Annotated in this window: 23 protein-coding genes and 1 tRNA gene; 11 read left to right on the top strand and 13 right to left on the bottom strand. The window is 72.9% G+C overall.

Going from position 1 to position 25363, the window contains the following annotated elements:
* Positions 1 to 819: an HAD family hydrolase gene (locus ABD208_RS00120; protein WP_344098630.1), complete on the top strand. Its 819-nt coding sequence runs from the start codon at positions 1 to 3 to the stop codon at positions 817 to 819.
* A gap of 66 nt (positions 820 to 885) precedes the next feature.
* Here the strand turns inward: ABD208_RS00120 and ABD208_RS00115 are convergent, their stop codons facing one another.
* The 6 genes from ABD208_RS00115 to paaA all read right to left on the bottom strand — a co-directional run bounded on the left by ABD208_RS00115 (position 886) and on the right by paaA (position 5941).
* Positions 886 to 1656, bottom strand: coding sequence for an enoyl-CoA hydratase/isomerase family protein (locus tag ABD208_RS00115; RefSeq protein WP_344098629.1), 771 nt, complete (start codon positions 1654 to 1656; stop codon positions 886 to 888).
* A gap of 38 nt (positions 1657 to 1694) precedes the next feature.
* On the bottom strand, positions 1695 to 3005 hold the full coding sequence (locus ABD208_RS00110) for a 2Fe-2S iron-sulfur cluster-binding protein (RefSeq protein ID WP_344098628.1): 1311 nt from the start codon (positions 3003 to 3005) through the stop codon (positions 1695 to 1697).
* Positions 3005 to 3550: a 1,2-phenylacetyl-CoA epoxidase subunit PaaD gene (paaD, locus tag ABD208_RS00105; protein ID WP_425561063.1), complete on the bottom strand. Its 546-nt coding sequence runs from the start codon at positions 3548 to 3550 to the stop codon at positions 3005 to 3007. The genes ABD208_RS00110 and paaD overlap by 1 nt, the downstream gene beginning before the upstream one ends.
* Before the next feature lie 38 nt (positions 3551 to 3588).
* The gene (gene paaC / locus ABD208_RS00100) at positions 3589 to 4446 is read right to left on the bottom strand and encodes a 1,2-phenylacetyl-CoA epoxidase subunit PaaC (RefSeq protein WP_344099972.1); all 858 of its coding nucleotides are present in this window, start codon (positions 4444 to 4446) and stop codon (positions 3589 to 3591) included.
* Between the two features lie 113 nt (positions 4447 to 4559).
* Positions 4560 to 4865, bottom strand: a complete 306-nt coding sequence (gene paaB, locus ABD208_RS00095) for a 1,2-phenylacetyl-CoA epoxidase subunit PaaB (RefSeq protein WP_344098627.1) — start codon at positions 4863 to 4865, stop codon at positions 4560 to 4562.
* Positions 4862 to 5941, bottom strand: coding sequence for a 1,2-phenylacetyl-CoA epoxidase subunit PaaA (paaA, locus tag ABD208_RS00090; protein ID WP_425561047.1), 1080 nt, complete (start codon positions 5939 to 5941; stop codon positions 4862 to 4864). Before paaA ends, paaB begins: the two co-directional genes overlap by 4 nt.
* A gap of 147 nt (positions 5942 to 6088) precedes the next feature.
* On the opposite strand from paaA, the gene ABD208_RS00085 reads away from it, so the two are divergent.
* The gene (locus tag ABD208_RS00085) at positions 6089 to 6712 is read left to right on the top strand and encodes a TetR/AcrR family transcriptional regulator (protein ID WP_344098625.1); all 624 of its coding nucleotides are present in this window, start codon (positions 6089 to 6091) and stop codon (positions 6710 to 6712) included.
* Between the two features lie 7 nt (positions 6713 to 6719).
* On the opposite strand, the gene ABD208_RS00080 is transcribed toward ABD208_RS00085, so the two are convergent.
* The 4 genes from ABD208_RS00080 to ABD208_RS00065 form a co-directional block, all read right to left on the bottom strand.
* Positions 6720 to 6908 (bottom strand): hypothetical protein, encoded by a 189-nt coding sequence (locus ABD208_RS00080; RefSeq protein ID WP_344098624.1) that lies wholly within the window; start codon positions 6906 to 6908, stop codon positions 6720 to 6722.
* 92 nt (positions 6909 to 7000) lie between these two features.
* Entirely contained in the window at positions 7001 to 7708 is a 708-nt protein-coding gene (locus tag ABD208_RS00075) for a class I SAM-dependent methyltransferase (RefSeq protein ID WP_344098623.1), read from the bottom strand.
* Positions 7709 to 7766: 58 nt separating this feature from the next.
* Positions 7767 to 9905: a phenylacetic acid degradation bifunctional protein PaaZ gene (gene paaZ, locus ABD208_RS00070; protein ID WP_344098622.1), complete on the bottom strand. Its 2139-nt coding sequence runs from the start codon at positions 9903 to 9905 to the stop codon at positions 7767 to 7769.
* Positions 9902 to 10771, bottom strand: a complete 870-nt coding sequence (locus tag ABD208_RS00065; protein ID WP_344098621.1) for an enoyl-CoA hydratase/isomerase family protein — start codon at positions 10769 to 10771, stop codon at positions 9902 to 9904. The genes paaZ and ABD208_RS00065 overlap by 4 nt, the downstream gene beginning before the upstream one ends.
* A 290-nt stretch (positions 10772 to 11061) precedes the next feature.
* Here ABD208_RS00065 and ABD208_RS00060 point away from each other — a divergent pair, with 290 nt between their 5' ends.
* On the top strand, positions 11062 to 12168 hold the full coding sequence (locus ABD208_RS00060; protein WP_344099970.1) for a N(5)-(carboxyethyl)ornithine synthase: 1107 nt from the start codon (positions 11062 to 11064) through the stop codon (positions 12166 to 12168).
* A 21-nt stretch (positions 12169 to 12189) separates the two neighbouring features.
* On the opposite strand, the gene ABD208_RS00055 is transcribed toward ABD208_RS00060, so the two are convergent.
* Positions 12190 to 13113 (bottom strand): L,D-transpeptidase family protein, encoded by a 924-nt coding sequence (locus ABD208_RS00055; protein WP_344098620.1) that lies wholly within the window; start codon positions 13111 to 13113, stop codon positions 12190 to 12192.
* Positions 13114 to 13650: 537 nt separating this feature from the next.
* Here ABD208_RS00055 and acs point away from each other — a divergent pair.
* From acs to ABD208_RS00025, 6 genes are all read left to right on the top strand, one after another.
* Positions 13651 to 15714, top strand: a complete 2064-nt coding sequence (gene acs / locus ABD208_RS00050; protein ID WP_425561046.1) for an acetate--CoA ligase — start codon at positions 13651 to 13653, stop codon at positions 15712 to 15714.
* A gap of 69 nt (positions 15715 to 15783) precedes the next feature.
* On the top strand, positions 15784 to 16848 hold the full coding sequence (gene mshD / locus ABD208_RS00045) for a mycothiol synthase (protein WP_344098618.1): 1065 nt from the start codon (positions 15784 to 15786) through the stop codon (positions 16846 to 16848).
* A gap of 12 nt (positions 16849 to 16860) precedes the next feature.
* A complete protein-coding gene (locus ABD208_RS00040) occupies positions 16861 to 19368 on the top strand; it encodes an RNA degradosome polyphosphate kinase (protein WP_344098617.1) in 2508 nt (835 codons plus the stop codon).
* On the top strand, positions 19365 to 20372 hold the full coding sequence (locus ABD208_RS00035; RefSeq protein ID WP_344098616.1) for an NUDIX hydrolase: 1008 nt from the start codon (positions 19365 to 19367) through the stop codon (positions 20370 to 20372). The genes ABD208_RS00040 and ABD208_RS00035 overlap by 4 nt, the downstream gene beginning before the upstream one ends.
* Positions 20373 to 20738: 366 nt before the next feature.
* Entirely contained in the window at positions 20739 to 21359 is a 621-nt protein-coding gene (locus ABD208_RS00030; RefSeq protein WP_344098615.1) for a DUF47 domain-containing protein, read from the top strand.
* Between the two features lies 1 nt (position 21360).
* Positions 21361 to 22365, top strand: coding sequence for an inorganic phosphate transporter (locus ABD208_RS00025; RefSeq protein ID WP_344098614.1), 1005 nt, complete (start codon positions 21361 to 21363; stop codon positions 22363 to 22365).
* Between the two features lie 42 nt (positions 22366 to 22407).
* Here ABD208_RS00025 and ABD208_RS00020 read toward each other — a convergent pair.
* A tRNA-Lys gene (locus tag ABD208_RS00020) sits at positions 22408 to 22483 on the bottom strand.
* 251 nt (positions 22484 to 22734) lie between these two features.
* Here ABD208_RS00020 and ABD208_RS00015 point away from each other — a divergent pair.
* Entirely contained in the window at positions 22735 to 23022 is a 288-nt protein-coding gene (locus ABD208_RS00015; RefSeq protein ID WP_344098613.1) for an iron-sulfur cluster biosynthesis family protein, read from the top strand.
* Between the two features lie 102 nt (positions 23023 to 23124).
* Here the strand turns inward: ABD208_RS00015 and ABD208_RS00010 are convergent, their stop codons facing one another.
* A complete protein-coding gene (locus ABD208_RS00010; protein ID WP_425561045.1) occupies positions 23125 to 23868 on the bottom strand; it encodes a M50 family metallopeptidase in 744 nt (247 codons plus the stop codon).
* 140 nt (positions 23869 to 24008) lie between these two features.
* Between ABD208_RS00010 and ABD208_RS00005 the strand changes: the two genes are divergently transcribed.
* A partial coding sequence (locus tag ABD208_RS00005) for a DEAD/DEAH box helicase (protein ID WP_344098611.1) occupies positions 24009 to 25363 on the top strand: 1355 nt, incomplete at its 3' end.

Here is a 25363-nt window from a genome sequence, read left to right as displayed (position 1 = left end):
GTGAGCGAAAAGGCACGCCCTGGCCGCGTTCCGACGACCGCCCGACCCGCGGCGTTCTTCGACCTGGACAAGACGATCATCGCCACGAGCTCGTCCCAGGCGTTCTCGAAGCCGTTCATCGCCGGCGGGCTGATCAAGCACGCCGACGTGCTGCGCAGCGCCTACGCGCACTTCCTGTTCCTCATCGGCAACGCGGACGAGGACCAGACCGAGCGCATGCGCGAGCACCTCAGCTCCCTCGTCAGGGGCTGGGACGTGCGCAAGGTGCGCGAGATCGTCGAGGAGACCGTCCACGAACTCATCGACCCGTACGTGTACGCCGAGGCGATCGAGCTGATCGAGGACCATCACGCGCTCGGCCACGACGTCGTCGTCGTCTCCGCGTCGGGCGCCGAGGTGGTCGAGCCGATCGCCGCCGTGCTCGGCGCGGACCATGTGCTCGCGACCCGCATGGAGGTGGCCGACGACCACTACACGGGCGAGATCGACTTCTACAACTACGGCGAGAACAAGGCGGCCGGCATCCGCGGCCTCGCGGCCCGCGAGGGTTACGACCTCGCCGCGAGCTACGCCTACTCCGACTCGATCACGGACGCGCCGATGCTCGGCGCCGTCGGCCACGCCTTCGTGGTCAACCCGGACCGGGCCCTGCGCCGCCGCGCGGCCGAGTCCGGCTGGGGCGCCCTGCGGTTCTCCCGCCCGGTCGCGCTCAAACCGCGCGTCGAGCCGCTCCCGACGGCGGCCGTCGTGGGCGCCGTCGCGATCGCGGTGGCGGCGTTCTTCGTCGTCCGCCACTACCGCCGGCGCCGCCGGGCCTGACCGGCCGCGGCCCCTGCCCCGCGCCCGGCAGCATCACGCCACGGCCGACGGCACGACCTCCCACGGTTACCTCCCGTGGAACTCCGGCGGGCGCTTCTGCTGGAAGGCGGCGAAGCCCTCGCGGTAGTCGGCGGTGTCCCGCACGGCCGCCTGCGCCCGGTTCTCCTGCTCGACGGCGGCCCACAGGCCGAGACGCTGCTCCCGGATGGCGGTCACGATCTCCTTGCTCGCCACGAATGCCCTGGTCGGACCGGCCGCCGCACGTCGCGCCGCCACGCGGGTCGCGTCCAGCACCTCGTCCGCGGGGAACGACCGGGAGAACAGCCCCGCCGTCACGGCCTCCCGCCCCGATATCAGGTCGCTCGTGTAGATCAGGTCCAGCGTCCGGTGCGCGCCCAGCCGCTCCACGAACAGCGCGTGCCCGCCCGAGTCCAGCACGGCGCCCAGGCGCCCGAACGGCGAGCCCACCTTCGCGTCGTCGGCCAGGTAGACGACGTCGGACGCGATGAGCAGCCCCAGCCCGACGCCGAGGCACGCGCCGTGCCCCACGGCGAAGGTCGGCGCGGGAAAGCGCGCCAGCCGCCGCAGCACCGGCTCGACGCGGCCCGCCAGGAACCCGAGCACGTCGTCGGACGCGGGGTCGACGCCGGAGATGTCCCGCCCCGCGCAGAACGCCTTGCCCTCGCCGCGCAGCAGCAGCGCCCGCACGCCGGCGCCCTCGGCCGTGACCAGCGCGTCGGACAGCTCGTCCAGCCCCGCCTCGTCCAGCGCGTTGAGCCGCGCGGGCGCGTCGAGGACCACCTCGGCGACGTCGTCGTCCACGGACATCCTGATCATCCCGGCCTCCTCGGCTCCACGATCTCGTCGGCGGTGTCTCACACGTCGTAGTCGACCGTCACACGATCCGACGTCGGACGCGACTGGCAGGTCAGCACGTACCCCGCGGCGATCTCCTCGGGTTCGAGCGCGTAGTTCTCCCGCATCTCGACCGACCCCGACACGAGCCGCGCCCGGCACGTGCCGCACACGCCGTTGGCGCACGAGTACGGCGCGTCCGGCCGGGCCCGCAGCGCGGCGTCGAGAATCACATCGCCCGAGTCCTCCGCGATCTCCACGGTCGACGACACGCCGTCCAGCGTCACCTCGACCACGCACTCGACGGCGATCTCGCGCACCGCGCCGCGCGCCGCGGCGGCGGCCCCGCCACCCGGCTCGTCGACGCGCCCAGCAGGCGCGTCACCGGGACGTCCACCGGGTTCCGCCCCGCCGTCCGCCGGCAGATCTCCTCGCCCGTCCGGCCCCGCCTCCGCGTCCGTGGTGAACAGCTCGAACCGCACCCGCGCGGCCTCCACGCCCGCCCGCGCCAGCGCCGCCTGGCACTCCCGGACCAGCCCGAGCGGCCCGCAGAGAAACCACTCGTCGACCCCGCGCGCCCGCACCACGCGCTCCAGCAGGACGTCCAGCCGCCCGGCGTCGAGCCGCCCCGACAGCACCGGAACGGTGCGCTTCTCCCTGGTCAGCACGTGATGCAGCGCGAACCGCGCCGGGAACCGGTCCTTGAGGTCGGCGAGCTCGCCGAGGAACATCACGTCCGACGCCGCCCGGTTCGCGAACACCAGGCTGAACCTCGCGGTCGCCGACCTCTCCAGCACCGTCCGCGCCAGCGCCATGACCGGCGTGATCCCGGACCCGGCCGCGACGGCCGCGAGATGCTTCCCGTCCAGCCCCGCCAGCTCCGTGGTGAACGTCCCCTGCGGGGTCATCACGTCGAGCCGCATCCCCGGCGTGAGCTGCTCGTTCGCCCACACCGAGAACAGCCCGCCCTCGTCCCGCTTGATCGCCACGGCGATCACGTCGTTCCCGGCGGACGACGGCGCCCGGCACAGCGAATAGCTCCGCCGCACCTCCCGCCCGCCGATCTCGGCCCGCAACGCGACGTTCTGCCCCGGCAGGTAGTCGTACTCGCCGCGCAGCTCGTCCGGAACCGCGAGCACCACCTCGACCGACCGGTCGGTCAGCGGCCGCACGCCGGCCACGGTCAAGGCATGGAATCGCGCACGACGACGCCGGGCGGCCCCCGCGCGCTCGGCACCACCGCCGGCCGGGTCGCCGGAACCAGGCCGCACCGAGCCACCGGCCGCCCGTCCCGTGCCGTCAGGCGTCCGGTCGATCACGCTCTCACCCATCAGTGCACCTTGAAGTGGTCGAAGGGTTCGGAACAGGCCCGGCACTCGTACAGCGCCTTGCACGCGGTCGACCCGAACCGGCTGAGCTCCCGCGTGTCGAGCGATCCGCAGCGCGGGCACGGCACGGAGATCTCCACCGGCACCGGCCCCCGGGGCCTCGCCTCGCCGAAGCGGGATCGCCCGGTCGGCGGTGCGATCCCGTACTCGCGCAGCTTGCGCCTGCCGTCCTCGCTGATCCCGTCGGTCGTCCACGCGGGCGAGAGCACCAGGTCGACCCGCACCTCGGCGAAACCCTCCCGGCGCAACGCGTCCACGACGTCGTCCCGGATCGTCTCCACGGCGGGACAGCCGGAGTAGGTCGGCGTGATCGCGACGCGCACGGCGCCGTCGTCGGACACCTCGACGGACCGCAGCACCCCGAGATCGGCGATCGTCAGCACGGGAACCTCGGGATCGACGACGGCGGCCGCGGCCGCCCAGGCCCGCCGGCGCGGCGACTCCCCCGCCACGGGCCCGACCGCCCCGGCCACGACCGTGTCGGCCACGCCTGCGCGGGCCGGCCGCACGGCGAATCCCGCGCCCGTCACCACGTCGCCCCCGGATGCCGCCGGGCCAGCCACTGCATCTCGGCCAGCAGATATCCCAGGTGCTCGGAGTGGCTCCCCGAACGCCCGCCACCCGCGGCAGGCACCACGTCCGGCTCCTCCAGCCCCGCCGCGCCGAGGACCCCTCGCAGCACCGCCGTCACCGGCTCCCGCAGCGACGACGGCGGCACCGCCACCCCGCCGGCGCCAGCGTCCCCCAGCCGCCCGATCAGCGGCTCGTCCCGGAACAGCTCGTCCAGGTACGGCCACACGGCCGCCAGCCCGTCGGTCATCCGCCGCCGCGACTCGCGGGTCCCGCCCGCGAGCCGCACCGTCCACTGCACGGCATGGTCCCGGTGGTAGTCCACCTCGCGCACCGCCTTCGCGGCGATCGCCGCGAGCGTGGGCTCCGACGACGCCGTCAGCCGCCCGTACAGCTCCACCTGGTACGCCGCCGCCAGCAGCTGCCGCGCGATCGTCCGCGCGAAGTCCCCGTTCGGCTGCTCCACGAGCCAGCAGGACCGGAACTCCGGCTCGTCGCGCCAGTAGGCCAGGGAGTCCTCGCCGCGCCCGGCGGTTCCTGTTCGCTGCCGTTCCTTCGTCGCGTCAGCAGTCCCGGCGTGCCGCAGCAGCGACCGCGCGTGTCCCAGCAGGTCCAGCCCGATGTTCGCGAGCGCCACGTCCTCCTCCAGCTCGGGCGCGCGCGAGATCCAGGCGCCGAGCCGCTGCGCCAGCACGAGCGCGTCGTCGCCGAGCCACAGCGCGTACTCGGCGACGTCGGCCGTGGCGGCGGGCCCGTCGACGGTGACGAGCTCCGGGTCGAGGGCTTCCGCCGCGACGGCGACCTTCCCGTGCAGGTCGTCGCGGGCGACGTGCTCGGGCCGGTGCGCGGCGGGCAGGGCGGGCGCTGCGCCCGCCCGGTGCCCGGCCGCCGCCGCAGACCCTGCCTCCGGGGACCACTCCGTACCGCTCACAGGTGCGGCACCCCCTCGGCCTGCGTGTAGTACGACGCGTGCCGGTAGTTCTTCCCGGCCGGGCTCTCGAACCAGGCGTCGCGCACGCCGGGATCGCTCGTGGTGATCGCGTCGGACGGCACCACCCAGATCGAGACCCCCTCGCCGCGCCGTGTGTAGAGGTCGCGCGCGTTGCGCACGGCCATGGCGGCGTCGGGCGCGTGCAGGGACCCCGCGTGCACGTGCGACAACCCGCGGTTCGCCCGCACGAACACCTCCCACAGCGGCCAGATCTCCTCGGCGTCGTTCCCGGGCGTGGTCATGCGGCGGCCTCTCCTTCCTGTCCGACGACGGCGCGCTGCGCGCGCGGTTCCGTGGCGGGTGCGTCGGTGCGGGCGGGTGCGCCGCCGTGAGGCCCGGCGCCCGGGCCGCCGTCGGACATCGCCTGCTTGCGCGCGTACTCCGCCGCGGCCTCGCGGACCCAGGCGCCGTCGTCGTGCGCCTCGTTGCGGCGCCGCAGTCGCTCGGCGTTCATCGGGCCGCGCCCGGCCAGGACCTCCTGGAACTCGGTCCAGTCGATCTCGCCGGTGATCCAGCGCCCGGCGGCGTCGTCGTACCGGAGATCCGGGTCCGGGAGACTCAGCCCCAGCGCCTCGGCCTGCGGCACCAGCATGCCGACGAAGCGCGCGCGGAGGTCGTCGTTGCTGAACCGCTTGATCTTCCAGGCCATGGAGCGGGCGGAGTTCGGGGAGTCGCCGTCGGGCGGGCCGAACATCATCAGGGACGGCCAGTACCAGCGGTCGACGGCGTCCTGCGCCATCGCGCGCTGCTCGCCCGTGCCGCGCGCGAGGGTCAGCAGGATCTCGAAGCCCTGCCGCTGGTGGAACGACTCCTCCTTGCAGATCCGGATCATGGCCCGGGCGTACGGGCCGTACGACGCGCGGCACAGCGGCACCTGGTTGCAGATCGCGGCGCCGTCCACGAGCCAGCCGATCGCGCCGACGTCGGCCCAGGTGGGCGTGGGGTAGTTGAAGATCGAGGAATACCGGGCCTTGCCGGTGTTGAGCTGGTTCAGCATGGTGTCGCGCGACGTGCCGAGCGTCTGCGCGGCGGAGTAGAGGTAGAGGCCGTGGCCCGCCTCGTCCTGGACCTTGGCCATGAGGATCGCCTTGCGTCTCAGGCTCGGGGCCCGGGTGATCCAGTTGGCCTCGGGCTGCATGCCGATGATCTCGGAGTGCGCGTGCTGGGAGATCTGGCGCACGAGCGTGCGGCGGTAGGCGTCGGGCATCCAGTCGCGGGGCTCGATGCGCCCGTCGGCGTCGATGATCGCGTCGAAGGCGGCCTGACCCTCCGGATCGACCGCTGCTTCCTGCCCCGTGCCGCCCTGCGTGCTGGACATCGTCATGACTCCTCGGCCTCGTCGCCTGTTCCCGTCACATTACCAACCGATCGTTCGGTCAGTAAAGCAATCCGGTCCGGCGATCCGCCGCGCTCACCGGGCCCGAAGTGCGACGGATCGCGGACGCGACATTGAGAGACTGTGGGCATGGTTCAGCAGAGTGTCGCCGGGGCGGGGCGGCGTGGGCGGCCGGGATACGACCGGCAGGGGATCCTCGACGTCGCCGTGGCGACCTTCATCGAGCGCGGCTACGACGCCACCTCGATCGCCCTCCTCGCGGACCGGCTGGGCCTGTCGAAGTCCGCGATCTACCACCATTTCCCGAGCAAGGAGCAGATCCTCGCGGCGGCCCTCGACGAGGCGCTCGACTCCCTGGAGGCGGCACTCGTCCCGGCCGGCGACGACGCCGGGCGCAGCACGCCCCGCGGCGAGCTCGCCCAGCTGGAGCACGTGCTCCGCGAGGCGGTGCACGTCCTCGTGGAGCGCCTCCCCTACGTGACGCTCCTGCTCCGCGTCCGGGGGAACACCGAGACCGAGCGATCCGCGCTGGCCCGCCGCCGCGCCTTCGACAGGCAGGTCAGGGCCCTGATCGAAGCGGCCCAGCACTCCGGCGAGCTCCGCTCCGACATCGACGCCCGCGTCGCCGAGCGCCTCCTGTTCGGCATGATCAACTCGATCGTCGAGTGGTACCGCCCGGGCGGCCGCGAATCCGCGCAAAGCCTCGCCGACGACGTCGTCGCCCTCACCCTGGACGGCCTCCGCACACCCTGATCACCGGTCAGAGCATCTTGCGCGCCTTCAGATAGGCCGCCAGGTCGTCGTACATCCCGTCCTTGTTCGCGAACGTGACGACGTTCCGCGCCGACTGCAGCCACGCCGTCGTGCTCGGCCGGACCTCCTTGAGCGCGCTCTTCAGGTCCTTCATGTCCACGGGGCGGATCTGACCGCTCCGGATCGAGTCGCCCATCGCCTTCTTTGCGTGTGCTGAACGCGGATGTCGAGGGCTACGTCGATGCGTGGATGAACCACATGGACGGTCACGTCTGATCGCGCCTTCGGTCATCCGACCGGCTTCGTCCATTCCAAGGTGTAGCGGAACCAGAGTCGTTGACGGAACCGGGAGCCGGCGAGGACGCGTGCTGCGGTGGCCGCGACCTCGCCGTATGTCTCGGCCGGGTCGTGGACCGGCATCCCGGGATCGTCGGCCGGCGCCGCCTCCTGATCTCGTGATGTCACCGGCCGCGGGTGCTTGGCGAGGCCCATCAGGGGATTCGCCAGGGCCGAGACCGTGTCCACGGCGAACTCCCGGGAGCTGCCCGCCCGCGCTAGGCCCACGACGAGCAGCCGCCCGCCCGGCGTGAGCAGTCGCGAGGCACGCAGCAGTGCGTCCTCCAGCGGCATGTGATGCAGGGACGCCACCATCGTCACGACGTCGAACATCTCCGTGACCTCCATGAAGTCCAGGTGCTCGATGCGGACGCCGGTGTCGCCCGCGAAACGGGCGGCGGATGCCTGCGCCATCCCGGCGTCGTCGTCGATCCCGACGACGACGGCGCTGCGCCCTCGCAGCCGGGCGACGAGTTCACCCTCGCCGCACCCGACGTCAAGGACGCGCAGGTGGTGACCGGCGGGCCGGAACGGCAGCCGACGCAGGATCCAGCCGTGGAAGTGGTCGTTGTGGTTCCACGGATGCCGCGCGTTGAACCTGTCCAGGACCTCGGCGGCGCGGCGCACGGCAGAGTGCTCTTCTTCCGGTCCGTCCCACATGCCCCGCAACCTAGCGGGCCCGCGCCGTCTGGTCACCGGTACGGCTCGCCGGTCCGGCCTACCTCTTCGCGACCAGCGTCAGGACGTCGTAGGTGGCCACCACCTCGTCGTTCTGGTTGGTGAGCCGCGCGTCCCAGTGGACCTCGCCGTGGTCGTCGGTCTCGCGGGGGATGATCTGCTTGGCCGTGAGGGTGACCGTGATCGCGTCGCCCGGGGAGACCGGGGTCAGGAAGCGCAGGTGCTCCAGGCCGTAGTTCGCCAGGACCGGGCCCGGGGCGGGGTCCACGAAGAGGCCCGCCGCGAACGACACCAGCAGGTAGCCGTGCGCCACGCGGCCCGGGAAGAAGGGGTTGGCCGCGGCCGCCGCCTCGTCCATGTGGGCGTAGAACGTGTCGCCCGTGAACTCCGCGAAGTGCTCGATGTCCTGGAGCGTCACCTCGCGCGGCCCGCCGACCACCTGGTCGCCGATCCGCAGTTCCGCCAGGGACTTCCGGAAGGGATGGACGACGACGCCCGCCGGGCCGCTCCCGGAGGTGCCGTCGGCGCTGCGCACCGGCGCCCCCGTGTGCCACACCCCGGTGAGCTCGGTGAGCATCCGCGGTGACCCCTGGATCGCGGTGCGCTGCATGTAGTGGTGCACGGCCCGCATGCCGCCGAGCTCCTCGCCGCCGCCGGCGCGCCCCGGCCCGCCGTGCACCAGGTGCGGCACCGGCGAACCGTGCCCGGTCGAGGTCCGCGCGTCGTCCCGGTCGAGGAAGAGGACGCGCCCGTTCGCCGCGCACAGGCGCGCGAAGAGCGCCGCTGCGACCCCGGGATCGCTCGTCGCGACCGACGTCACCAGCGATCCGCCGCCCCGGACCACCAGTTCGGCGGCATGGTGCACGTCCCGGTACCCCACCACGCTCGCGACGGGCCCGAAGGCCTCCACGTCGTGCAGCGCCGCGGCGTCCGCGTCGTCGAACCGCACCAGCAGCGGCGCGGCGAAGGCGCCGCCCTCGGCCCCGCCCACGGAACCGTCGCCGCGCACCACCTCGGGCCCGGCCGTGAAGTCCTCCGGCCCGGCCACGATCCGCCCGCCCGCGCCGATCAGCTTCTCCACCTGCCGGTGCAGCTCCTCCCGCTGCTCCGCGGACGCGAGCGGCCCCACCGTCACGCCCTCGACGCGCGGGTCCCCGAGCACCACCTTCTCGTCGAGCCGCTGCCGGACGGCGGCGACGACGTCGTCCACCAGCCCCTCGGGCACGATCGCCCGCCGGATCGCGGTGCACTTCTGCCCGGCCTTCACCGTCATCTCGGTGACCAGCTGCCTGACGTAGGCGTCGAACTCGACGGACCCCGGCACGCCGTCGGGCCCGAGCACGCTCGCGTTGATCGAGTCGGCCTCGGCGGTGAACCGCACGCCCTCGGCGACGGCGCCGCGCAGCCGGCGCGCCGTGTCGGCGCTGCCGGTGAAGGCGACGACGTCGCCGAACCGCAGCTGACCCAGCAGATCCCGCGCGCTCCCGGACACGAGCTGCAGCGATCCGTCCGGGAGCAGCCCGGCGTCGACGAGGATCCGCACCCACGCCTCCGTGAGGTACGCGGTCGGCGTAGCGGGCTTGACGACCGTCGGCACGCCCGCCAGGAACGCGGGGGCGAACTTCTCCAGCGGCCCCCACACGGGGAAGTTGAACGCGTTGACCTGCACCGCCACCCCCGGCAGCCGCGTGTACACGTGCCGCCCCAGGAACGACCCGTCCTTCGACAGGAGCTCCGGCGGCCCGTCCAGGACGAGGTTCGCGTTCGGCAGCTCGCGCCGCCCCTTGGACGAGTAGGTGAACAGCACGCCGATGCCGCCGTCGACGTCGAACGCCGCGTCCCGGCGCGTCGCGCCCGTGCGCGCGGACACCTCGTGGAGCGCGTCCTTGTGCGCGGTGAGCTCCAGCGCCATCCGCTTGAGCAGCACGGCGCGCTCGTGGATCGTCAGGTCGCCGAGCGACTTCTGGCCGACGTCGCGCGCGTGGTCGAGGACGGCGGCGAGGTCGAGGCCGTCGGCGGACACGCGAACCACCGGCTCGCCGGTGGACGCGTCGTGGACGACGACGGCCCGGGGCTCGGGCGTCTCGGTGGCGGCACCGCCTGCCGCGGCCGCGTCATCGGCGGGGGTCCACCAGCCGTCGCGGACGTAGGAGGGCAGCACGGGCACGGTGTTCGTCATCGGTTCTCCTCGGTCTGCGGCCGTTCTGACCGCGTCGTTCCCTCGGGTTCCGCTCCGGGCGCGGGACTCGTTCCCCGGTCCGCACCCTGCGCCGCGCCTTTCGCCGACGCCGCGGGGTGCCCCTTGCGGTCCAGGAACGCCCGCATGCGCGAGCGCTTCTCCTCGCTCTCGAACAACTCTGCCTGAAGGTCCAGCTCGAGCCCGGGATGCTGGTCCGGCCGGGCGCGCAGAGCGGTCTTGGTGTGCCGGACGGCGGCCGGGGCGAGCCGCGCGATGCGGTCGGCCAGCTCGTGCGCGGCGGGCAAGAGGTCGGCGGGATCGTGCAGGGCGGTCACGAGGCCCCAGGCCAGCGCCTCGTCCCCGGTGAGCACCCGCGCGGTCAGCAGCAGCTCGGCGGCCCGCGTGGCGCCGACGACGGCGGGCAGCCGCCAGGTCGCCCCGGCCGCCGGCATGATCCCGAGCGTGGGCTCCAGGCTCCCGATGCGCATCCGCGGGGTGCCGATCCGCAGGTCGGCGGCATACGCGAGTTCCGCGCCGCCGCCCAGGGCATACCCGTCGACGGCCGCGATCACGGGCATCGGCAGCGCGGCGATCCGGTCGAAGCAGCGGGTGTTGATGCCGGCCCGGGCGTCGTCGGCCCCGCGTCCGAGCAGTTCGGCGATGTCGGCCCCGGCGGCGAAGTCGCCGTTCGCCCCGGCCAGGACGAGGGTGCGCGGCTCGGCCTCGAGCTCCGCGCACACCGCGTGCAGCGCGTCGACGGTCGCCCGGTCGACGGCGTTCCGCGCGCCGGGCCGGTCGAGGGTGACGACGACGCGGCCGGCCGAGCGCTCCACGCGGAGCGGGCCGAGTTCCGCGGTGTCCCCCATGGCACTCCTCGACGTCGTCGTCCGGGCCCGACCGGAATTAGTGACCGATCGTTCAGGAATCATCCTGCCACACGGCCGTGCGGCTGAGAAGCCGCACCCCGTACTTCGCCGGCCGCGGAGCGGCGTACAGTCGAGGCAGGAGCTGACCTGGGTTCCCCGGAGATGGGATCTCGATGTCCGACGTCGCTCGCCGTACTTCCGCTGTGCCGGCACCTTCGCCCACGCCTCCGCCGGCCGGCGCCGCGCCGGGCGAGGATCTGCTCACGCTCGGGCTCCTCGCGGGCTCCTCGATGGAGAACGAGCGGCGGCTGCCGATCCACCCCCGTCACCTGGACCGGATCGACCCGGACGTCCGCGCGCGGATGATCGTCGAGCGCGGCTACGGCGCCGGCTTCGGGCTGGAACCCGGCGAGCTGAGGGCGCGCGTCGGACGCGTCGCGGAGCGCTCCGAGGTGCTCGAGGCCGCCGACGTCCTGCTGCTGCCCAAACCGCAGGCGGCGGACATGGCGGCGATTCCGGCGGGCCGCGTGCTGTGGGGGTGGCCGCACTGCGTGCAGGACGCCGGGATGACGCAGACCGCGATCGACAACCGGCTCACGCTCATCGCCTTCGAGGCGATGAACCACTGGACCCGCCGGGGCGACTTCAGCCTGCACGTGTTCCACAAGAACAACGAGCTGGCCGGCTACTGCTCCGTGCTGCACGCGCTCAGCCTGGTCGGCTCGACCGGGGACTACGGGCCGCGGCTCAGCGCGGTGGTCATCGGCTTCGGCGCGACGGCGAGGGGTGCCGTGACCGCGCTCAAGGCGCACGGGATCCACGACATCCAGGTCCTCACCCAGCGTGGCGTCGCGGCGGTCGGCGCCCCGATCCACACCGCGCACATCGCCCAGCTCCACACGGGCGAGGGCCCGACCCACCTCAGCACGGTCCTCACCCCGGCCGGCGACGTCCTGCTCCCGGATTTCCTGGCCTCGCACGACATCGTCGTCAACTGCACGCTGCAGGACGTCGCCGCGCCGCTGACCTACCTGAGGACCCAGGACCTGGGGCGATTCGCGTCGGGGGGCCTGATCGTCGACGTCTCGTGCGACGAGGGGATGGGTTTCGAGTGGGCCCGGCCCACCACGTTCGACGAACCGATGTTCACGGTGGGCCCCGGCCTCGACTACTACGCCGTCGACCACAGCCCCTCGTACCTGTGGAACTCGGCGACGTGGGAGATCAGCGAGGCCCTCCTGCCGTTCCTGCGCACGGTCCTGGAAGGACCCGCCGCGTGGGCCACGAGTCTCGCGGTCTCCCGCGCGATCGAGATCCGCGACGGCGTCGTGCAGAACCCGAACATCCTGAGCTTTCAGGACCGCGACCCGGCCTATCCGCACGCCCGGGCCGCCTAGCGCCCGTGCCGGGCCCGGCCGTCAGTGGTAGACGTGCACCGGGGTCCCGGGGCCGGCGCCCCACGCCCAGATCCAGTCCATCGCCGCGTTCGACACGCGCACGCAGCCGTGCGACGCCGGGTAGCCGGGGATCGACGGCGAACCGTGCACGGCGATCCCGCCGGTGAAGTACTTGGGCCGGTACATGCTGCCCAGGTCGAGCGAGGACTCGCGGTACCCGTCGATCTGCTTGTAGACGCCGAACGAGCCGGCCGGCGTGCTCGCGACGTACCAGTTGCCCCGCGCCTCGTAGCGCTCGCCGTTGCCCGACGACGCGTTGATCGTGCGGATCACCCTGCCGTTCTCCACCACCAGCAGGACCTGCCGGGTGAGGTCGACCTCGATCCCGGTACCGCCGTACCGCGACACCGGGACGACGCCGTTCTCCAGCGCCTTGAGCGTGGCGGGGCCCGCGACGGCGTCCCGGCCCAGGCCGGCGACCTTCTGCAGCGCGAGCACGGCCTGCCAGGTCTCGCCCCCGTACGCGCCGTCCACGGAGCTGATCTGGTAGCCGAGCCGCCGCAGCCGCTCCTGCATCCGCGCCACGTGCTCGCCCTGCTCGCCGAGGGTGATCTCGGCCAGGCGCGCCGCCTCGCGCGCCGCCTCCTCGGCCGCCCGCCGTTCGGCGGCCCGCTCCTTGGCCGCCCTGCGCTCGGCGGCCCGCCGCTCCTCGGCCGCCCGCTCGGCGGCGCGTTCCTCCAGGGCCGCCTGCAGCAGCGCCGCCTTCTCCTCGGCGAGCCTCAGCTCGGCGGCACCCGGCGAGGCTCCCGTGGCGGACGACGGCGTCGTCGTCCCCTCGCCCTCCGGGCGCTCCTGCGCCTGACTGCCCGGCGTGAACAGGGTCGCCGCGAGCGCCACCGCGCCGAGCGTCCCGAGGGCGGCCTTACGAGCCACGCTGTTGCTCATCGTTCCCACGCTTTCCTGGTCATGGCGCCCCGCGGCGGTGCCGGGCTGCGTTCGAGGTCTCCGTACGAACAGACGGACCGGACGCGGTTTCAGTTGGGCGATCCGGCGGATCGTCGCCATACCGTGACCAGCACGAACGACCTCCGACGCCATCGCGCGGCAACGCATTTCATTCGCTACAGGCGAATGTCGATAAAATTCATCCATGACATGCCGCGAGCCCCAGTTGCACACACTCCCCTAATGCTGTGTCATGGGACACACAGCACCACGAGGCGAGAGCGGCATCCGGCTGAGGAACCTCCCTGATGTCGTGCTCGTGGGGGACGAGGTCTCGCATCGCTGGCGGCGGCTCGCTTACGGGCCCCGGTCGAATCGACTCGACCGGGGCCCGTGGCACGCCTTTCACGATCCGCTGACCATCCGAATGCGCGCAGCCGCTCCCGCCGGAGCCCCGGTATGTGATACGCAACTCCTGTGGCATTCTGGCGTCTGCCAGGAGTCCTAACAAATACATCGCCTGAGCAGCACGCAACGATGCGCACCGGAGGTCCGATCGTGACAGAAACTCAGCCCACCACCCCGGCCGCCCAGCCGGGAGGCAGCTCCAGCCCGAGCCTCGAGAACCTGCTGCACGAGACCCGTGCGTTCCCCCCGAGCGCGGAGTTCGCCGCCCAGGCCAACGCCGGGGCCGATCTCTACGCGGCGGCGCAGGCGGATCGCCTCGGCTTCTGGGCGCAGCAGGCCAACGACCTGATCACCTGGCAGACGCCGTTCACCGAGACCCTGGACTGGTCGGGCGCCCCGGTCGCCCGCTGGTTCGCGGACGGGAAGCTGAACGCCGCCTACAACGCCGTCGACCGCCACGTCGAGGCGGGCCACGGCGACCGCGTGGCGTTCCACTTCGAGGGCGAGCCCGGCGACACCCGCACGGTCACGTACGCGGAGCTGCAGCGCGAGGTCTCCAGGGCGGCGAACGCCCTGACCGCGCTCGGCGTGACCAGCGGCGACCGCGTCGTCGTCTACCTGCCGATGCTGGTCGAGTCGGTCGTCGCGATGCTCGCGTGCGCGCGCATCGGTGCGCCGCACTCCGTCGTGTTCGGCGGGTTCTCCGCCGACGCCCTGCGCAGCCGCATCGCCGACGCCGGGGCCAAGGTCGTCGTCACGGCCGACGGCGGCTACCGCAAGGGCGGCGCGTCCGCCCTCAAGCCGGCCGTCGACGAGGCGCTCGCCCCGAAGGAGGGCGCGCCCGCGACCACCGTCGAGCACGTGCTCGTGGTGCGCCGCACCGAGCAGGAGGTCGCCTGGACCGAGGGCCGCGACGTGTGGTGGCACGACATCGTCGACTCCGCCTCCGACCAGCACGAGCCCGTCTGGGTCGAGGCCGAGCACCCGCTGTTCATCCTGTACACGTCGGGCACCACGGGGAAGCCCAAGGGCATCCTGCACACCACCGGCGGCTACCTCACGCAGGCCGCGTACACCCACAGATACGTGTTCGACCTCAAGCCCGAGTCGGACGTGTACTGGTGCACGGCCGACATCGGCTGGGTCACCGGCCACTCCTACATCGTCTACGGCCCGCTCACGAACGGCGCCACCCAGGTGCTCTACGAGGGCACGCCGGACACCCCGCACAAGGGCCGCTGGTGGGAGCTCGTCCAGAAGTACTCCGTGACCATCTTCTACACGGCGCCGACGGCGATCCGTGCCTGCATGAAGTGGGGCGACGACATCCCGGCGTCGTTCGACCTGTCCTCGCTGCGCGTGCTCGGCTCGGTGGGCGAACCCATCAACCCCGAGGCGTGGATGTGGTACCGCGAGCACATCGGCGGCGGGTCCGTGCCGATCGTCGACACCTGGTGGCAGACGGAGACCGGCGCCATCATGATCAGCCCGCTGCCGGGCGTCACGGCGACCAAGCCCGGCTCGGCGCAGGTCGCGCTGCCGGGCATCTCCGCCGAGGTGGTCGACGACGAGGCGCGCGCGGTCCCGAACGGCTCGGGCGGCTACCTGGTCCTCACCGAGCCGTGGCCGTCGATGCTCCGCGGCATCTGGGGTGACCTGGAGCGCTACCAGGAGACGTACTGGTCGCGCTACGAGGGCCTGTACTTCGCCGGCGACGGCGCCAAGAAGGACGAGGACGGCGACATCTGGCTGCTCGGCCGGGTGGACGACGTCATGAACGTCTCCGGCCACCGGCTCTCCACGACGGAGATCGAGTCGGCCCTGGTGTCCAACGAGATCGTGGCGGAGGCCGCCGTCGTCGGCGCCGCCGACGAGACCACCGGCCAGGCCGTGGTCGCGTTCGTCATTCTGCGCGGCGAGCACGCGGACCGCGCGTCGTCCGACGACGGCGCTGCCGCCGTGCAGACCGAGTTGCGCAACCACGTGGCCAAGGAGATCGGCCCGATCGCGAAGCCGAAGCGGATCCTCGTCGTGCCGGAGCTCCCCAAGACCCGCTCGGGCAAGATCATGCGCCGCCTGCTGCGCGACATCGCGGAGGACCGCCAGGTCGGCGACGCCACGACGCTGGCGGACTCGACCGTGATGGACAAGATCGCCGCGGGCCTCAAGGCACCGGCGGCCCAGGAGGACTGAGCCACGGGACGCCGGGACGGTGCGCGACGCGCCGTCCCGGCGTCCCTGCCTCGCCGGGCAGCAGGCAGAATGACTGTCGTGTCGCCACGCATCGAGATCGGGCCGCTGACTTCCGCCGCACGCCATGACGTCCGCAACGTCGCCGCCGCGGCCGCCGGGACCGACGGCGTCGTCCCGCTGTCCGAACAGCCGCTGCTGAACCTCGCGCGGGACGAGGCGTGGCTCACGCACGTCGTCGCGCGCGTGCGCCCGGAGGGCTCCGGCGGCCCGTCCGGCGAAGACACGTCCGGCGGCGCCGGGCCCGGCGGCACGGTGCCCGACGACGTCGTGGCCGGGTACCTCCAGGTGGACCGGTCCGGCCCGGTGGCGTCCGCCGAGCTCGTCGTGCACCCACGGTACCGGCGGCAGGGGATCGCGCGGCGCCTGCTACGCGCCGCCGAGCTGGACGTGACGCTCCCCCTGCGCTCCGGCGAACCCGGCGGCCAGCACCTGCGGGTGTGGGCGCGCGGCGACCTTCCCGCGGCCAGGGAGCTGGCGGCGGCCCTCGGCTACTCCCCCGTGCGCGAACTGCGGTTCCTGGCGCGCCCGCTCGGACCGGACGGCTCCGCCCCGGCCTCCGGGGAGGCCGAGGTCGCGGCGCCGGGCGACGTCGTCGTCCCCGACGGGTACACCCTGCGCACCTTCCGGCCCGGCGCCGACGACGACGCCTGGCTCCGCCTCAACGCCCGCGCCTTCGCGAGCCACCCGGAACAGGGCCGGTTCACCCTCGACGACCTGCGCGCCCGCCAGGCCGAGCCGTGGTTCGACCCGGCAGGCTTCTACCTGCTGTTCGACGACGACGGCACGACGGCGGACGGCCCGGCCGGGCCCGCCGCCTTCATCTGGACCAAGATCGAGAACTCCCCGCGCCCGGAGACCCGCGACGGCGAGATCTACGTGGTCGGCGTGGACCCGGACGCCCAGGGCAAGGGCCTCGGGCGGCTGATGACCGATGTCGGCCTGGCGCACCTCGCGCGGGCGGGCGCCAGGCGTGCCGTGCTCTACGTCGAGGGGGACAACGCGCCCGCGATCGCCACCTACCGCCGGGCAGGGTTCACGCAGGACGCGCGGCACGTCCAGTACTTCAAGCCGTGACAACATAAGGGCATGAGTTCCACTCGCGCCCGGGACGAACGGGGCAGGTTCGTCAAGCCTTCGTCCGCGGAGTCCACGGAGTCCGCCGAGCCCGGCGGGTCCAGCCGGTCCGGCGCGTCCAGGACCTCGGCGACGGCCCCGGCCACGGACGGCACCCCCGCGAGCGTGACCACGCAGGCGGCCCGCCCCAACGACGTCGTCCGGCACGATCCCGCACCGTTCGAGGGGCCGCGGGACGGCGTGACCCCGGCGTCGACGTCGTCGCGCCCGCTCACGCCGGAGCTCGCGGCCCACATCGCCGAGCACATCGCCGAGGACCCGGACGGGACGGCGCGGATCGCCGCCGCCACGCTCGAGGCGGCGGTCGAGCTGCCCGAGGACCGCTTCCTCGAGCGCGAGAGCTCCTGGCTCGCCTTCAACGAACGCGTGCTGGAGCTGGCCGAGGACCCGAACCTGCCCCTGCTGGAGCGCGTCCGGTTCCTGGCGATCTTCGCCTCCAACCTGGACGAGTTCTTCATGGTCCGCGTGGCGGGCCTGAAGCGCCGCATCGCCGCCGGGCTCGCGGTGACCAGCGCGTCCGGCCTGAGCCCGCGCGAGGTGCTCACCGTGATCGCCGAGCGCGCCCACGAGCTGGCCGCACGGCACGCCCACACCTTCTCCGACAAGGTCCGCCCCGCGCTGGCCAACGAGGGCATCACGCTGTCGCACTGGGACGAGCTGGACGAGCGGGAGCAGGAGCGCCTGCACAAGTTCTTCCGCCGGCAGATCTTCCCGGTCCTCACGCCGCTCGCCGTCGACCCGGCGCACCCCTTCCCCTACATCAGCGGCCTGTCGCTGAACCTGGCCGTGGTGGTCGTGAACCCCGCCACGGGCAAGGAGCACTTCGCGCGGGTGAAGGTGCCGCCGCTGCTGCCGCGGTTCGTCACCGTCGACAAGCAGGGCAAGCCGCGCAAGCCCGGGACCAAGAAGGCCGACCCGCAGCGCGGGCCGATCTCGTTCGTGCCGCTCGAGGAGATCATCGCCCAGCACCTCGACCAGCTCTTCCCGGGCATGGAGGTCCGCGAGAGCCACACGTTCCGCGTCACCCGCAACGAGGACGTGGACGTCGAGGAGGACGACGCCGAGAACCTGCTGGCTGCAATGGAGAAGGAGCTGCTGCGCCGCCGGTTCGGCCCGCCGGTGCGCCTCGAGATCGCCGAGGGGATCAGCCCGCGCATCCGCGACCTGATCGTGCGGGAGCTGGGCGTGCGCGAGTCCGAGGTGTACGAGCTCCCGGCGCCGCTCGACCTGACCGGCCTGAACCTGGTCGCCGACCTCGACCTGCCCACGCTGCACTTCCCGCCGTTCGTGGCGGGCACGCACCGGCACCTGGCCGAGGTGGAGAGCGCCAAGCCCACCGACATCTTCGCCGCGATGCGGCGCCGCGACATCCTGCTGCACCACCCGTACGACTCGTTCTCGACGTCGGTGCAGACCTTCCTGGAGCAGGCCGCCGCGGACCCGCACGTCCTGGCGATCAAGCAGACGCTGTACCGCACCTCGGGCGACTCCCCGATCGTGGACGCCCTGATCGACGCCGCCGAGGCGGGCAAGCAGGTGCTCGCGCTCGTCGAGATCAAGGCGCGGTTCGACGAGGAGGCCAACATCTCCTGGGCGCGCAAGCTCGAGGAGTCGGGCGTGCACGTCGTGTACGGGATCGTGGGCCTCAAGACGCACTGCAAGCTCTCGCTCGTGGTGCGCGAGGAGTCCGACGGCTCGCTGCTGCGGTACTGCCACGTCGGCACCGGCAACTACCACCCCAAGACGGCGCGCCTGTACACGGACCACGGCCTGCTGACCTGTTCCCAGGACATCGGGCAGGACCTGAGCCGCCTCTTCAACCAGCTCTCCGGCTACGCGCCGCTGTCGCGGTTCCACCGGCTGCTGGTCGCGCCGCGCGCGGTGCGCGCGGGCCTGCTGGAGCGGATCGAGCGCGAGACCGCGGCCGCCCGCTCCGGGCACGAGGCGTGGGTCAAGATCAAGGTGAACTCGATCGTCGACGAGACCATCATCGACGCGCTGTACCGGGCCTCGCAGGCCGGGGTCCGGGTGGACCTGCTGATCCGCGGGATCTGCGCGCTGCGGCCGGGCGTTCCCGGGCTGAGCGAGAACATCCGCGTGCGCTCGATCCTGGGCCGGTTCCTGGAGCACTCGCGGATCTTCGCGTTCGCCAACTCGTCCGGCCCCGCGATCGGCGAGGGCCCGCAGGCGGGCCCGGAAGTGTTCATCGGCTCCGCGGACCTCATGCACCGCAACCTGGACCGGCGGGTGGAGACGCTGATCCGCGTGACGGACCCGCTGCACGTCATCGAGCTCACCGAGCTGCTGGACACGTCGATGGCCGATTCGACGTCGTCCTGGCACCTCGCTCCCGACGCCTCGTGGGAGCGCCATGCCACCGACCCGTCCGGCGAACCGCTGCGCGACATGCAGTCGGTGCTGATCCAGCGCCAGCGACGCCGGGGCGAGCCGGCGCGGTGACGACCGCGCACGGCCCGGACCCGGCGTCCCCGGCACACCCGTCGGCGCTCGAGAGCGCGGGCGCGCTCGTCTGGCGCAGGCGAGCCGGTGAGCTGCAGGTGCAGCTCGTGCACCGCCCGCGGTACGACGACTGGTCCTGGCCCAAGGGAAAACTGGACGACGGCGAGACGTCGCAGGCCGCCGCCATGCGTGAGGTGGCCGAGGAGACCGGCAGGCCGATCGTGCTCGGCCGCCCGCTCCCGGGCCTGCGCTACCTCACCCCGGAGGGGCGCGTGAAGCGCGTGCGCTACTGGGCGGGACGCCGCACGCGCAAGGGCCACGACACGTACGCACTCGTCGCGCGGCCGCCGGTGGCGCCCGTCGACCGGCGGGAGATCGACCGCGCCGCCTGGCTCGGGGCCGACGACGCCGCCGCCCGGCTGACCCGGGCCGCCGACCGGCGGCCGCTCGAGGCGCTGGTCGCGGCCGACGACGCCGGGCTGCTCGTCACCCGCGCCGTGGTGATCGCGCGGCACGGGCAAGCGCTCGCCAGGACGCGCTGGCACGGGTCGGAGCGGGACCGGCCGCTGACGCCCGTCGGGCACGCCCACGCGGCGGCCCTGGTGCCCGTCCTGGCCTCCTACGGCGTCGAGCACGTGATCAGCTCCCGCTGGGAGCGCTGCGCGACGACGATCGACCCCTACGTGCGAGCGGCCGGGCTCCGGCCGGCGTTCAGCGAGTACCTCACCGAGGCGCGCCACGAGCACTCGCCGTCCCGGGTGGCGGCCGCGATGCGCGACCTGCTCTCGGACACCGACGAGTCCGCGGTGCTGTGCACGCACCGGCCCGTCATGCCGACCGTCATGGAGGTGCTCGCCGAGCACTCCCCGCCGGAGGTCGCCGCCGCGCTGCCCGCGCAGGACCCCTACCTGAACCCGGGGACCGTCCTGGTGGCGCACGTCGCCGCGACGCCGGACGGCCCGCAGGTGGTGGCGGTGGAGAAGGTCGCGCCGCCGCTGTACTAGTCCGGGCCGGGCCGCGGCGGACCGGGTGGCCGCGTCCCCGGGACGGCGTGGGGTCCGTCACCCGGGCACCCCCTTGGAATCGCGCGGATCACGGCTAAGATGGTCTGCGGCGACGCCGGGCCGCGGTAGCCCCGGGCTCCATCTTCAGCCGCTACGAGCGGCCCCGCGCCGAGAGGCGCTCCCGGCTCGGCGTCGCCTACACGTCCGACCTGTCGCACCGTCCTGGCCGACGACCGTTCCACCGGCGTTCACACGCAACGGCGCGTGTGTCACGAACATGTCAAGAAGTAACGACTGGTTGGCGATTCTCATCCAAACGGATCTACGCTGATGGCGTTCCGACTCGCCTCTTACCTGGAGCCACTAGTGCGTCTTCGCCTCACTCCGCGGGACACGACGTTCTTCGATCTGCTGGGCACCTTGGCGCAGCACCTGGTGACAGGAGCGTCGCTCCTGGCGGAACTGCTCGGGGCGGACCGGGAGGGCCGCGAGAAGCTGGCGGGCGAGCTCCGCGACATCGAGCACCTCGCGGACGAGGTCGCGCACGAGATCATGCGCCGCCTCAACCAGACCTTCGTCACGCCCTTCGAGCGGGACGACATCTACGCCCTCACCTCCGCCCTCGACGACTGCATGGACGCCATGGAGGAGGCCGCGGACCTGATCGTCCTGTACAAGGTCGGCGAGCTCCCGCGCCGCGTCTCCGACCAGGTCCAGGTGCTGCACCGGTGCGCCGAGCTGACCGCCGACGCCATGCCGAAGCTGCGCACCATGGGCAAGCTCGTCGACTACTGGGTCGAGGTGAACCGCCTGGAGAACGAGGCGGACAAGCAGCACCGGCTGCTCATCGCCCACCTGTTCGACGACGTCTCGGACCCGATCCTGCTCATGAAGCTCAAGGAGATCGTGGATGTCCTGGAGGACGCCGCCGACAGCTTCGAGAAGGTAGCGAACACGGTCGAGACGATCGCGCTCAAGGAGTCCTGAGGTGGAGGCCGCCCTCGTCGTCCTCGTGGTCGCGCTCGCGCTCGCGTTCGACTGGACCAACGGGTTCCACGACGCCGCCAACGCGATCGCGACATCGGTTTCCACCCGGGCGCTGACGCCCGGTGTCGCCCTCGCCATGGCCGCGGTCATGAACTTCCTCGGCGCCCTGCTGGGCACCGCCGTCGCCGAGACGATCGCGACGTCGATCGTGAACCTCGAGGGCGCGTCCACGAGCGCCGAGCTCGTCGTCGTCCTGGGCGCCCTGGTCGGGGCCATCGCCTGGAACCTGGTCACCTGGTGGTTCGGGCTGCCGTCGTCGTCCACGCACGCGTTGATCGGCGGGCTCGTGGGCGCCGGCCTCGCCGGCGGGATCGCGGTGCACTGGGGCGAGATCGTCGACAAGGTCGTGCTGCCCATGGTGATCTCGCCGCTGGTGGGCTTCGGGCTCGCGTTCGTGGTGATGATCGGCGTGCTGTGGGCCTTCGCCAAGGCGGCGCCCGGGAGGACCGCGCGGCGGTTCCGGCTCGCGCAGACCGTCTCGGCGGCCGCGATGGCGCTCGGGCACGGCCTGCAGGACGCGCAGAAGACGATGGGCGTGATCTTCCTCGCGCTGCTCGCGGCCGGCTGGGCCGACCCCGCGGACGGGATCCCCCTCTGGGTCAAGCTGGCGGCCGCCGCGGCCATCTCCGCCGGGACCTACGCCGGCGGCTGGCGCATCATGCGCACGCTCGGCCGCAGGATCATCGAGCTGGACCCGGCGCGCGGGTTCGTCGCCGAGTCGGTGTCGGCGGTGGTGCTCTACGCCAACGCCTTCGTGCTGCACGCGCCGGTGTCGACGACGCACACCATCACCAGCGCGATCATGGGCGCCGGCGCGACGCACCGGCTGTCGGCGGTGCGCTGGGGCGTGGCAGGCAACATCGCGACGGCCTGGATCCTGACCATCCCGGCGGCGGCCCTGGTCGCGGCGCTCGTCACCTGGCTGCTGCGCCCGCTGGCGGGCTGATCCCGCGGACTTTTGATCCGCAGGTCCCGTCCGGGTACTCGGTGGTGGGCCCCCCGGGGCTCGAACCCGGAACCTACGGATTAAAAGTCCGCAGCTCTGCCAATTGAGCTAGAGGCCCGCGCCGGGGTGCCGGCGCGGCGTGTGCCCGCGGCACACGAGCACACAGCCTACCCAGGTGAACCCGGAACCGGCTGCGGATTTCACCCTACCCGTGCCGCGGACGGGGCCCGGACAGCGCGCCACTCGTCCCGCCGGCGGATCTCGCGGGTTCCGCACGCAGATGTGTCCGCCGTGCGTTTCGCGCTTGCGATCGGGCTCACACCTTGATTCGGTGGTGCTCGTCACGAGAACCGACGAGAGGAGCCACCAGTGCTCACCGTGACCGACAACGCCCGCACAGCGGTCGAGGGCCTCGTTCAGGCGAACGAGGTTCCGGCCGAGGGAGGCCTTCGCATCGCGGAGGCCGCGGGCCAGCCGGGCAACTTCGAACTCGTGCTGGTCCAGGCACCTGAGGCCCAGGACGAGGTAGTAGCTCGGTCCGAGACCTCGCACGTCTTCGTCGACCAGGCGGCCGCGGCCGCCCTCGACGAGCTCACGCTGGACGTGCAGCCCGACGTCGAGGGACCGGGCTTCGTCCTGGTCCAGGCGGAGGCCTGACCGCAGTCGTCCGCGAACCAGGAGGGTTCGCACCGACGCCGGGGTGGTGCGCCGCAGCTCGCGGCCGCTGCCCCGGCGTCCTTCCTGCCGCAGGCGGCGTGCTCAGCCCGCGGCGAGGATCCAGGTACCGCCCAGCACCACGGAACCGCCGGTCACCACCAGGAAGAGCAGCACCCACACCACGCCCGGCACGCCCGTGAGCCCCGCGAGCTGATCGGCGTCCGACGACGCCGCCCGGCCGCGCGCCCGCTGCACCTGCAGCTCCAGCACGGGCCGTACCGCCCCGAACAGCAGGAACCACGTGACCGCGTAGGCCGCGCCCATCTGCGCCTCGGCGGGCAGCCACCACGACACGAACACGAGGGCGGCCCCGCTCACCAGGATCGACCACAGCCCGAACAGGTTCCTGATCTGCACCAGCAGCAGCGCCAGCAGCAGCACGAGCAGCCACAGCAGCCCGACCGCGTAGCCCTCGCGCAGCAGCCAGGCCGCCCCGAGCCCGATGAGGCCCGGCCCCACGTAGCCGGCGAACGCGGTGAGGATCATGCCGAACCCCCGGGGCCGCCCGCGCGAGACCGTCAGCCCGGAGGTGTCCGAGTGCAACCGGATCCCCTCCAGTTTCCGGCCGGTCAGCAACGCGGCCAGGCCGTGCGCCGCCTCGTGCGCGATGGTGATCACGTGCCGCGTGATCCGCCAGGTCGGCCGGAACAGCACCACCACCAGCGAGAACCCGCACATGCTCAGGATCAGCAGGGAACCCGGGGTGTCGACAGGCGTGATCGCCGCGGTCCAGATCGTGCCCAGCACCCGTCCCGCCTCGGCGAAGAAGTCGGTCATGCGGGCCATGGAACCACAAGACCGTGAGAGACTTTCCCATCGAGGGCAGCGCGATCCCGCGCGCCCGGCGTCGTGGAGGTCGCCCGGGTCCCCGGGCGGCGGTGCGCGGCGGATCAACGCTTCGAGCCCCCCTGAGAGGCCACGCACCCGTGACTACCTTTGCCGACCTCGGCCTTCCTGCCCCCGTCGTGCGTTCGCTCGCCGACCGCGGCATCATCGAACCCTTCCCCATCCAGGCCGCCTCGGTCCCCGACTCGCTGGCCGGCAAGGACGTCCTCGGCCGCGGCCGGACGGGTTCCGGCAAGACCCTGGCGTTCGCGCTCCCGGTCGTGACGCGCCTGGCCGCCCGCCCGGCGGCGTCGGGCAACAGGCGCCCGCGCGCGCTGATCCTCTGCCCGACGCGTGAGCTGGCCAACCAGATCGACGCGACCCTCGCGCCCGTGGCCCAGGTCATGGGCCTGCGCACGACGACGATCTTCGGCGGCGTCGCGCAGAGCCGCCAGGTGCAGGCGCTGCGCGGCGGGGTCGACGTCGTCGTCGCGTGCCCCGGGCGCCTCGAGGACCTGCTCGGGCAGGGCGTGCTCAGCCTCGACGCGATCGAGGTGACGGTGCTCGACGAGGCCGACCACATGGCCGACCTCGGCTTCCTCCCGGGCGTCAAGCGCATCATGGACCGCACGCCGCGCGACGGGCAGCGGCTGCTGTTCTCCGCGACGCTGGACAACGGCGTCGACGTGCTGGTCAAGCGGTACCTCAAGAGCCCCGTCACGCACTCCGTGGACGACGCCGCCGCGCCGCCCCCGCAGATGACGCACCACATCCTCGCCGTCGCCGACAAGGACGCGAAGAAGCTCGTGGTGCAGCAGCTCGCGAGCGGCACGGGCCGCCGCGTCCTGTTCACGCGGACCAAGCACCAGGCGAAGAAGCTCGCGAAGCAGCTGACGACGTCGGGCGTGCCCGCCGTCGACCTGCACGGCAACCTCGGGCAGGGCGCGCGCGAGCGCAACCTGGCGGCGTTCAGCTCGGGCGAGGTGCGGGTGCTGGTCGCCACGGACATCGCCGCGCGCGGCATCCACGTGGACGACGTCGAGCTCGTCGTGCACGTCGACCCGCCCGCCGAGCACAAGGCCTACCTGCACCGCTCCGGCCGCACGGCACGGGCCGGGTCCGGCGGCGACGTCGTCACGGTGATGCTGCCCGAGCAGCACGGCGACATGAAGCTGCTGACCCGCAAGGCGAAGATCACCGCGCAGCCGCGCGACGTCGTCCCCGGGGACGCCACGGTGACGGCGCTGGTCGGCGAGATCGCCGAGTTCGTGGAGCCGGTGCGGACCGCGAGCCCGGAACAGGGCCAGGGTTCGGGCGCGACGACGACGGCGCGGTCCGGCGGCCAGGGCGGCGGCCGCGGCCGGCGGCGCGGCGGCGGTTCCGGGCGCGCGGGCGGTACCGGTGGAGCCACCGGCGGCACGGGCCGCGCGGGCGGTTCCGGCGCCGGGAACGGTGG

Source organism: Myceligenerans crystallogenes (assembly GCF_039529775.1).
GTDB lineage: Bacteria > Actinomycetota > Actinomycetes > Actinomycetales > Cellulomonadaceae > Myceligenerans > Myceligenerans crystallogenes.
This window is presented reverse-complemented; position numbering and strand designations above follow the sequence as displayed.